We start from the raw sequence: 10,017 nt of genomic DNA on the forward strand, positions 1-10,017 counted from the left end.
GGATCAGTAGCTGGTGAGCGACGTGTTCGCGCCGCAGAGCACCACGCAGAGCGGCTTGTCGTCGTCGGGTGCGAGCTGTCCGGTGACGATCGCGGCGAGCGCCGCGGCGGTGCCGTGCTCGACGACGATCCGGAACTCCTCCCACAGCAGCGTCCGCGCGTCGATGAGGGCGTCGTCGTCGACGATCAGGCTGGACACGGGCCGCGACCGGATGGTGTCCCAGGCGATGGAACCGATCTTGGTGGCGCCGAGGGAATCGCCGGCGATGCTGTCGATGTCGATGTCCACGGGTTGCCGGGCGGCGACCGCGGAGTGCAGCGTCGCCGCTCCGCTCGGTTCCACGCCGTAGATGCTGTCGTCGTCGCGGCTGCCGACGACGACGCCGGAGAGCAATCCGCCGCCGCCCACGGCGATCACGTAGGACAACGGCTCGGCGACGTCGTCCTGGACCTCGAGAGCGATGGTCCCCGCCCCGGCGACGATGTCGGGGAGATCGTAGGCGTGCAGGGCGAGGGCGTTCGAGGACGCCGCGAGTTCCTGGGCATACTCGGCCGCCTCGGCGTATCGAGCACCCACCTTGCGCACGTCCGCGCCGAGCGCGATCAGCGTGTCGACCTTGACGTCGGGTGCCGTGACGGGGACGACCACCGTGCACTTCACACCCCTGAGCCGCGATGCCCAGGCCGCCCCGATGGCGGCGTTCCCACCGGACGCGATGACGACGCCCGCGTCGTCGAGCCGCCCCTCCTCCTCGGCGTGGAGCAATGCGTTGAGGCTGCCCCGCACCTTGAACGAGCCGCCGTACTGCAGGAACTCGAGTTTGAAGATCACCGGCACGGCACCGCGCACGGTGGGGACGGTGGCACGGAACGTGGGTGTCCTGCGGATCAGGCCGGTGATGCGCTCACGCGCCCTGTCCACGGATGCGTGATCGACGGAGTGAGCCATGGTCCCATCGTTCCATCCCGTGCAGCCGCGACTACCGCGGCTCCTTGACCGTCGCCGTACCCTGGGCTGCGGCGCACAGCACCTCCGAGCCGTCGTCCTGCACCGCGTAGATGTCGCACCGGCACAACGCCTGCCGCCGCGTCGACGCGTCGGCGCGGGCGTCCGCCCGGAGCAGCACGCCCTGGGCGGGGCGGAGGTAGGTGATCGTGAAGCCCGCGGTCATGATGTTCGCGCCGAGCACGGTTCCCGCGGCGAATGTCAGGGCGTTGTCGGCGGCGTATGACAGGACACCGCCGTGCACGAAGCCGTTCTGTTGCCGCAGTTCGTCGCGGACGGGGATTTCGAGGGTCGCGCCGCCCTCCCCGAACTGCGTCATGCGTGCGCCGACGAGCACGCTGAACGGCTGGGCCTCCAGCACGGCCTGCGCGGTGTCGGCGGTGAGTGCGACGTCGACCGTCATCCTCTACTCCTGGTTCCGTAGCGAGTTCCACGCGGCGCGCGCCAGTTCGGGCGCCACCGCGGTGGGGTCGGTGGTCATGGCGCCCGCCAGCCATTGGCGGGAGTACTCCTGAGCCGGACCGAGCCACAACGCATAGAGCACGTCGAAGTCGAACCGGCGGACCGTTCCGTAGTGTTCGTGGACCCGCCACCACTGGGTGACGTCGCGGAAGAACACCGCATTGGTGGAATCGGCCCGCTCGTCGACGCCCGGGGGCCGCGGCGCGGCGAGGATGGTGGCCCGCTGCGGGTTGCCGGACACCCACTGCAGGTGGCGGACGACGGCGCCTTCCACCCCGGACCGCGCGTCGGCGCATTCCGCGAGTGCGGCCCGGAATCCGTCCTGGTAGTCGGCGAGCGCCCGCAGCCAGACCTGGAGGTACAGCTCTTCCTTGTTGGGGAAGTGGTGGTAGACGGCTCCGACGCTGACGCCGGCCTCCTGCCGGATGTCGGCGAGCCGGGTCGCGAGGACGCCGCGGCGGGCGAAATGGTCCTCCGCAGCGTCCAGCAACAGACTTTGAATCGGCACACACCGAATATAGTTCGGTCACAGTCGCGGGGGAAGGCGAGTTCGCAGGATTACGGCGAAGGGCGACGTCGTTCCTGGGACGATGAGGACGTGCGCATCCCGCGACAGCCCCGACGGATCACGCCCCGAACGGGACGTCTGGTGTCCCCGCCGCCTCGCCCGCTCCGACGCCCCGGTCCGCCACCCACGCAACTCCACGAGTTCGAGGCCGCAGGCCTCCTCGACGGACTCAGCGGGGCGGATCGCTCCGCGCGCATGGGAGTCCTGAACACCCTGATCGAGGACGGGGTGTCGATCGACGAGCTCCGCGTCGCCTCCCGTGACAATCGACTCGCGCACCTGCTGCTCGAGCACGCGCTGTCGCCGAAGGGCCGGTACGGCATCGACGAGATCTCTCGGAAGACCGGTGTCACCGTGGAGGACGCCCGGCGGTGGTTCCGGGCAATCGGCCGGGGTGCGTCGGAGGACGGGACGTTCTACGACGACGGCGACCTCGACCTCGCGCGCGGACTCAAACAATACCGGGACCTGGGGCTCGACGAGAGCGGAATCTTCGCGGCCGCCCGGGTCCTCGGCCGCAACCTCTGGACGGTCGCCGACGCCGCGGACGCGCTGCTGCAGGAGCGACTCGAGGCGACACGCGATCACCCCGAGGTGGCCCTGCGGTACGCGGTGGAGGTGCGGCGCATCGCGGATTTCGAGGCGCAGATCCTGGCTCACCTCATCGCCACCACCCTGCGCCACCAACTGCGCTCCGATGCGGTGGGTATCGCCAGGGACTCGAACCTCCAGGTTCGGGGGGCGCAGGAGATCGGCGTCTGTTTCGCCGACCTCGTCGGATTCACGCTGCTCGGTGAGCAGGTGGCGCCCGCCGATCTGGGGCGGGTGGCCGAGCGCCTCGACGGGCTGGCCACCGATCTGGCGCTGCCGCCGGTGCGTCTGGTGAAGACGATCGGGGACGCCGTCATGATCGTCTCGCCCGATCCCAACGCGCTGGCCTACACCGCGCTCGACCTCGTGCAGGCCGCGCGCGCCGAGGGGCTTCCGCCGTTGCGGGCCGGGATCGCCTGGGGCACGGCGGTGCCGAGCGCGGGAGACTGGTTCGGCAGGCCCGTCAACATGGCCAGTCGCGTCGTCGCGGTCGCGCCGTCTCACGAGGTGGTCGTGACCGGCGAGTTCTACGACGAACTCGACACGGACGCGTTCTGGGGCGAGCCGGCGGGCAGTCACCGGCTCAAGGGAATCGACGCCCCTCAGGACCTCTTCGGGATCGGCCGCCGGTCGGTCGCCTGACCGGCGCGGCTCCGAAAACGTGTCGTACCCTCGCGATACGGTCATGGCACAGCTCACAGAAGCACATCGAGTGAGGCGCATCATGACTGGCGATTCGGGCGCAGACTGGCATTTCTACGCGGTGGTCGAAACCGCGGTGGACGGTGGTCACACGCTCGCCGCGTTCGGGCCGCGACCGACGGCGCTCGACGCGCTCCGGCTGGCCGTGCATTCGGTCAACCACACCGCGTATTCGGTTCTGGAACAGGGGATCGCGGGAGATCCGCGTGCCGAGGCGAGCGTCGTCGAGCGGTTGCCGATCACGTCGTTCACCATCAGGCGGCACCGCCGCAGCACGAGCGAACTCGATGCCCGCTGGATGCTGAACGGCGGCAGGCACCACCGGTAGGGCTACCGCGGTTCGGTGGTGAGGTAGTACTCGAGCACGGGCCCGACCCAGCGCATCAACTGTTCGTGCGTCATGTCGGCTACGGGCGGCACCCGGAGTACGTAGCGGGAAAAGGCGAGTCCGAGGATTTGCGACCCGACGAGGGCAGCGCGTTCGTCCGCGCGATCCGCGGTGACCACGGCGAGGGCGGGCGCCACCTGGCGAGCGAAGACCTGCAGCATCGCCTCGGCGGCCCAGGGGCTGCTCGCCGCCGCGCGGAGGAGGGGGAGGAACGCGCCGTCGTTCTCCCACACCGCGAAGAAGCGCGGCATCAGCACGCTCGCGAGTTCCGTCGCGGGAACGTCGTGGAGGTCGGGCAGGTGCAGATCGAATTCGGCTGCCTCGGCGAACAGGGATTCCTTGTTGGTGAAGTACCGGACGACCAGTGCGGCGTCGACGCCCACATCCGACGCGACGGCGCGCATCGTCGTGCGTTCGTAACCGTCGGTGCCGAACCGGGCGCGGGCGGCGTCGAGTATCGCGGCGCGGGTGGTGACGGCGGAGCGGGCGCGGCGTTCGGACATTTCCACAGTCTAAGTCAACAGCTGTTGACCTGACGCCGCGATGCGCCTACCGTCGAAGTCAACAGTTGTTGACTTAGTGGGACACCTTTCGACCGGAGGCAACGTCATGAAGCACATCGACGTGGTGGTGATCGGCGCGGGACCCACCGGATGCATGCTCGCGGGCGAGTTGGCGACGGCGGGCCGATCGGTGACGGTGCTGGACAAGCGCGCCGCGCCGTCCACCCTCAGCCGGGCATTCGGCGTCCATGCCCGCACCCTCGAACTGCTCGATGCCCGCGGACTCGCCGACCGGCTCGTGGCTACCGGCGCCGCCGCACCCGGTCTGAAGCTGTGGCGCGGTGCAGCGCTGAACCTCGGACGCCTGCAGACCCGGTTCCCGTTCGTCCTCGTCACCCCGCAACGGAACGTCGACGCCCTGCTGGAGGAGCACGCCCGGGACCGCGGCGCCGACATCATCCGTGGTTTCACCGTGACCGGAGTTGAGCAGGACGGGGACGGCGTCCGCGTTCACGGCCACGACAGTTCGGGACGCGGCAGCACCTTCCACGCGACATATGCGGTCGGTGCGGACGGCGCGCACAGCGCGGTGCGGACGATGATCGGGCAACCGTTCCCCGGCAAGGCTGTGCTGCGGTCGATCATGCTCGCCGACGTCGAACTCGAGAATCCACCGGACAATCTCGTGACCGTCAACGCCGTCCGCGACGGATTCGCGTTCATCGCGCCATACGGCGACAACCTGTTTCGGGTGATCGCCTGGAACCGCCGGCATCAGGTGGACGACACCGCCCCGGTGGACCGGGAGGAACTGCGCAGCACCATCGAGGTCGCGATGGGCACCGACTACGGACTCGGCGACGTGCGCTGGCAGTCGCGTTTCCACAGCGACGAACGGCAGGTCCCGCAGTACCGGACGGGCCGGGTGTTTCTCGCCGGCGACGCAGCCCATGTGCATTCGCCTGCAGGTGGGCAGGGCATGAACACGGGTATTCAGGACGCCGTCAATCTCGGCTGGAAACTCGCGGCCGTCCTGGACGGCGCGGACGACGCGGTGCTCGACACGTACCACTCCGAGCGGCACCCGGTGGGCCGGCTGGTTCTGCGGTCGAGCGGTGCCACCATGCGCATGATGATCGTCCGGCCGTGGATCCTGCGGAAAATCCGGAACGGGGTAGTGGCGGCGCTTCTCGGCTTCCCGCCGATCGGCGATGCGATCGCCAGGATGTTCTCGGGTATCGGAATCGGGTACGGCCACCACGCCGGCGAGAGCACCGTGGTCGGCCGACGTGCCGAGGATCTGCCCACCGACGCCGGACGGCTGTACGAGGTGATGCGTTCGGGCGGTTTCGTCCTGGTCACCGAGCCCGGGACTCCTGTTCCGGGCGATGTCCACGCGGTGGCCCGGACCGACGACGGCCCCGGACTGCTCGTGCGTCCCGACGGCTACATCGCCTGGGCGGGCGACAGTGCGTCCGGCCGGTGGCGGGACGCACTGGAACGGTGGACGGCCCGCACGTCGAACGGTGCCCGGCCGGTCAGCCGGTGACGTCCGGCAGGCTGTTGAACGCCTGCGCTCGCAGGTCCCGGGCGAGATGATCCCGTTGCTCGAGCACCAGCCGCCGTAGCGCGGCGGGCGCATCGGCATGGGTGGCGAGCCATCCGTCCGCCGCGTCGAGTGTCGTCTCGGACGGGAACAACCCGACCACGATCCGCCGCGCGATTTCGATACTGCGCTCCTCCCACACCGAGCCGATCGAGGCGAAGTAGCCGGCGCCGTATCCCTCGACGAGATCGTGCCGGGCGCCTGCGCGGAACCCGGCGATGATCGCGCCGAGATGTTCGTTGGACAGTGTGCGGTCGTGGAGGATCGATTCCCAGGCCTTCGCTTTCACGTCCGGGTCCGGCCGCGAGAACTTCGCCCGCAGGTACGCGGTGCGGCCGGAACCGGTGTCGTCGCGGCGCAGTTCGACGTCGAGGTCCGCGTCGTCGGCGTGCCCGGTTGCGGCGAGCGCGCCCCAGAACCCCCAGCGCAGATCCGGGTCGAGGGCCAGCCCGGTCGGCGCCGGCCCGCCGGCCTCGAGAATCGACCGGATGTCGGCCGCGCGACTGCCGTCCATCGCCGCAGCGGACGCCACCGCCCGTGCCCAGGCGAGTTGGCTTCCCGAAGCCGGCGGGGCGTCCCACAACGCGCGCCAGGTGAGCGCGAGCCAGTCGAGACGGGCGGCGTCGCGCGAGGGCTCGGGGAGGAAGTGCTCGATCGCGTACGGGGCGTTGGCCAGCACAGAGGTGAGGAGCGTCAGGTGCGACTCCGCCGGTGAGAACCTCTGGGCCATCGACAGATACCGCGTGGCGCCCAGTTCGCTGTCGCGGGTCGCGTTCCACAGCGACGACCAGATCAGGCCGCGCGCCAGCGGGTCGCGCACCCGGTCGAGGGAGGTTTCGACGGTGGTCAGCGATCGGTCGTCCAGCCGCACCTTCGCGTACGTCAGGTCGGCGTCGTTGAGCAACACGAGCGGCGCGTCGGCGAGATCGATCGGGGTGTGGGCGTCGGCGAGGTCGACCTCGATCCGCTGCACGCACACGAGGTCGCCGGTGTCGTCGAAGTCGTAGCGCCCGACACCGAGGCGGTGTGGACGCGGATCGGTCTGCACGATCGAGGCGCGTTCGTCGGCGCCGCGCTGCAGGCTCAGAGCGGACACTCCGGTTGTCTGCAACCAGGCGCGCGCCCAGCTCGTCAGATCCCGGCCCGACGTGGCCGACAGTTCGGTCAGCAGATCCGTGAGGGTGGTGTTCCCGAAGGCGTGGGCGCGGAAGTAGCGGCGCGCCCCCTCGAAGAACGCGTCACGCCCGGCGTACGCGACGAGTTGCTTGAGGACGCTGGCGCCCTTCGCGTACGTGATCCCGTCGAAGTTCAGTTTCGCGGCTTCGAGGTCGACGATGTCCGCGACGATCGGATGCGTCGTCGGCAACTGGTCCTGCAGGTACGCCCACGCCTTGCGGCGGTTGGCGAAGGCCACCCACGCGTCGGTCCACCGGGTGGCCTCTGCGTTGGCCAGTGCGCCCATGTAGTCGGCGAACGATTCCTTGAGCCACAGGTCGTCCCACCACACCATCGTGACGAGGTCGCCGAACCACATGTGGGCCATCTCGTGCAGGATCGTGTTCGCCCGGCCCTCGTACTGGGAGTCGGTGGCGGCGCCGCGGAACACGTACGCCTCGGTGAACGTCACACAGCCGGGGTTCTCCATGGCGCCGAGGTTGTACTCGGGGACGAACACCTGGTCGTACTTGCCGAACGGATAGGGGTAGTCGAAATTCTCCGTGAAGAACCCCAGCCCCTGCCGGGTGATCTCGAAGATCGTGTCGGCGTCGAGGTACTGCGCAAGTGAGGCGCGGCAGAGGACGCCCAGCGGGATCGTGACGTCGCCGCCACTCCATTCCGAGTCGACCCGGTGGTAGGGCCCGGCCACGACCGCGGTGATGTAGGTGGAGATCGACAGTGTCGGCGCGAACGTGACGACCTGCCCGCCGGTGGTGTCTTCCCGCTCGACGACCTGTTGGTTGGAGACCACCTCCCACTCCCGCGGCGCACTGACGACGAACGTGAACGGCGCCTTCAGGTCCGGCTGTTCGAAACACGCGAATACCCGCCGCGCGTCCGCCGGCTCGTACTGCGTGTAGAGGTACGTCTGCCCGTCGGCCGGGTCGAGGAACCGGTGCAGACCCTCACCGGAACGGCTGTATTCGCCCCGGGCGGCGACGGTCACGACGTTGGATTCCCGCAGCCCGGTCAACGCGATACGGGCGCCGTCGTAGTCGACGGGGACGTCGGCGCCGTTGACCGTCACCGACTCCACTCCGGCGCCGAGGAAGTCGAGCCAGGTCGTGGACGTGCGGGCGGTGAACTCGACGGTCGTGGTGGTCGCGAACGTCCCGACCTCCCGGTCGACGGCGCCGAGTACGTCCAGTTCCACCCGATAGCCGAGAACGTCGATCGCGCGGGAACGTTCGGCGGTTTCGGCTCGGGTCAGGTTCGCTGTGCTCACGCGTCGATCCTGCCAGCCCCGCCCGCAGGCCGCGGCGCTACCGGTTGCTCAGGACGGAGCCGACGCCGGCCGCGACGACGAGCGCGATCGCGGCCAGCGACTGCAGTCCGAGTACCTGCCCGAGCACGATCACCCCGGCGAGGGTCGCGGCGGCAGGCTCGAGCGCAATGAGCACGGCGAACACCTTCTTGCTCATCACCTGCAGCGCCCGTAGCTCGAGCGAATACGGAATCACCGACGACAGCAGGGCCACCGCCGCGCCCACGGCCAGGATCCGGGGGTCGAACAGTGCGGTGCCGCCGGACACCGCGCCGAGCGGAAGCGTCAGGGCCGCCGCGACGATGCTCGCGCCGGCGAGGCCGTCCGCGCTGGGAACCGTCGCCGCGAGGTTCGAGCCGGCGACGATGTAACCGGCCCACGCCGCCCCGGCGGTGAGCGCGAAACACACCCCCACCAGGTCGAGGGACTCGGCGCCCGAGTTCTCGCGCAGGCCGAGCATGACCACCCCGGTCAGTGCCGCCAGCACCCACACACCGTCCCGCAGTCTTCGCGACAGCACGGCGGCGAGGGTGAGCGGGCCCAGGAACTCGATGGTGACGGCGGTGCCGAGCGGGAGCCGCGCGAGGGCCTCGTAGAACGCCGAATTCATCACGGCCAGCGCCACTCCGAGGGCGAGGATGCCCTCCCGTTGCGTTCGCGTCCACCGTCGCCAGCGCGGCCGCACGATCACCCCGAGGATGATCGCCGCTATCGTCAGCCGCAGCGACACCGCGCCACTGGCGCCCACCGCCTCGAACAGGGTGCTCGCGAAGGCGGCGCCGAACTGGACGGACAGCACCGATCCGAGGACCGAGACGACGGGAAGAAGCTGACTGCGCGGCTCGGCTGTCACCGGCGTGCGATGCCCGGGTTCACCGGCCGGTGAAGTTCGGGCTGCGGCGATCGAGCATCGCGCCGACCGCCTCGTGATGGTCCGCGGTGTGATGGGCGAGCGACTGCATGGCCGCCGACAGTTCGAGGAGGCTCTCGAGGCTCTGGTGACGGCCCTCGCGCAGCAGTTTCTTGGTCATCCGCAGCACCTGCGGCGGGTTGACCGCCACGCGGTCGGCGAGCGCACGCGCCGCGCCGAGGAGTTCCCCGGGTTCGGTGACCTGCGAGACGAGCCCCCACTCCAGGGCCTTCGCGGCGTCGATCGCGTCGCCGGTGAACGCCATCTCGCTGGCCCGCGCCATCCCGACGGCCTGCGGAAGGAACCAGGCGCCGCCGTCGCCGGGGACGAGCCCGACCTTGACGAAGCTCTCCGCGAACACGGCGGCCGTGGAGGCGATCCGCATGTCGCACATCAGCGACAGGTCGCATCCGGCACCGATGGCGGGTCCGTTGACGGCCGCGATGGTCGGCACCTCGCAGTGGTAGAGGGCCAGCGGGATGCGCTGGATGCCGTGCCGGTAGCCCTGCCGCAGGTCGGCGGGGGAGCCGCCGAACATTCCGGCGCGGTCGCGCATGTGCTTGACGTTGCCGCCGGAGGAGAAGGCCGAACCCGCACCCGTGACGATCGCGACGCGCACGCTGGGATCACCGTTGACGTCGGCCACCGCATCCTCGAGCGCCTCGATCACGTCCGGCTCGGAGATCGGGTTGCGCGCCTCCGGGCGGTTGAGCGTCCAGGTGACGATGTCGCCATCGCGGGTGGTGAGCACGGCGTCGGTCATGGACGACTCCCTCGGGTGTGAGCGCGGATTCGAGACC

At 69.8% G+C, this 10,017-nt stretch carries 10 protein-coding genes; 3 read left to right on the forward strand and 7 right to left on the reverse strand.

From position 1 onward, the window contains the following. Positions 1-3: 3 nt before the first annotated feature. The 3 genes from DTA22_RS29665 to DTA22_RS29675 are packed head-to-tail and all read right to left on the reverse strand — an operon-like array spanning position 4 to position 1,975. Entirely contained in the window at positions 4-948 is a 945-nt protein-coding gene (locus DTA22_RS29665; RefSeq protein WP_037233557.1) for a serine/threonine dehydratase, read from the reverse strand. A gap of 31 nt (positions 949-979) precedes the next feature. Beyond that, positions 980-1,408, reverse strand: coding sequence for a PaaI family thioesterase (locus tag DTA22_RS29670; protein ID WP_037233558.1), 429 nt, complete (start codon positions 1,406-1,408; stop codon positions 980-982). Positions 1,409-1,411: 3 nt separating this feature from the next. Beyond that, entirely contained in the window at positions 1,412-1,975 is a 564-nt protein-coding gene (locus DTA22_RS29675; RefSeq protein WP_037233560.1) for a TetR/AcrR family transcriptional regulator, read from the reverse strand. Positions 1,976-2,065: 90 nt separating this feature from the next. On the opposite strand from DTA22_RS29675, the gene DTA22_RS29680 reads away from it, so the two are divergent. Both DTA22_RS29680 and DTA22_RS29685 read left to right on the forward strand, forming a co-directional pair. After that, on the forward strand, positions 2,066-3,268 hold the full coding sequence (locus DTA22_RS29680) for an adenylate/guanylate cyclase domain-containing protein (RefSeq protein ID WP_112301812.1): 1,203 nt from the start codon (positions 2,066-2,068) through the stop codon (positions 3,266-3,268). Between the two features lie 82 nt (positions 3,269-3,350). Further along, positions 3,351-3,656 carry a hypothetical protein gene (locus tag DTA22_RS29685; protein WP_005258203.1) on the forward strand — a complete coding sequence of 102 codons (306 nt, stop codon included), beginning with the start codon at positions 3,351-3,353 and terminating at the stop codon, positions 3,654-3,656. A 2-nt stretch (positions 3,657-3,658) separates the two neighbouring features. Here DTA22_RS29685 and DTA22_RS29690 read toward each other — a convergent pair whose 3' ends face one another. Further along, positions 3,659-4,219, reverse strand: a complete 561-nt coding sequence (locus DTA22_RS29690; protein WP_112301813.1) for a TetR/AcrR family transcriptional regulator — start codon at positions 4,217-4,219, stop codon at positions 3,659-3,661. A gap of 106 nt (positions 4,220-4,325) precedes the next feature. On the opposite strand from DTA22_RS29690, the gene DTA22_RS29695 reads away from it, so the two are divergent. Beyond that, positions 4,326-5,768: an FAD-dependent oxidoreductase gene (locus DTA22_RS29695; protein WP_112301814.1), complete on the forward strand. Its 1,443-nt coding sequence runs from the start codon at positions 4,326-4,328 to the stop codon at positions 5,766-5,768. On the opposite strand, the gene pepN is transcribed toward DTA22_RS29695, so the two are convergent. The 3 genes from pepN to DTA22_RS29710 are packed head-to-tail and all read right to left on the reverse strand — an operon-like array spanning position 5,758 to position 9,980. Then, positions 5,758-8,268 (reverse strand): aminopeptidase N, encoded by a 2,511-nt coding sequence (gene pepN, locus DTA22_RS29700; protein WP_112301815.1) that lies wholly within the window; start codon positions 8,266-8,268, stop codon positions 5,758-5,760. The two genes, DTA22_RS29695 and pepN, sit on opposite strands and share 11 nt — an antisense overlap. 37 nt (positions 8,269-8,305) lie before the next feature. Beyond that, positions 8,306-9,160 (reverse strand): EamA family transporter, encoded by an 855-nt coding sequence (locus tag DTA22_RS29705; protein WP_112301816.1) that lies wholly within the window; start codon positions 9,158-9,160, stop codon positions 8,306-8,308. Between the two features lie 19 nt (positions 9,161-9,179). Continuing rightward, positions 9,180-9,980 (reverse strand): crotonase/enoyl-CoA hydratase family protein, encoded by an 801-nt coding sequence (locus DTA22_RS29710; RefSeq protein WP_037233572.1) that lies wholly within the window; start codon positions 9,978-9,980, stop codon positions 9,180-9,182. Positions 9,981-10,017 lie beyond the last annotated feature (37 nt).

Origin of the sequence: Rhodococcus wratislaviensis (genome assembly GCF_900455735.1) — a bacterium.
Classification (GTDB): Bacteria; Actinomycetota; Actinomycetes; order Mycobacteriales; family Mycobacteriaceae; genus Rhodococcus_F; species Rhodococcus_F wratislaviensis.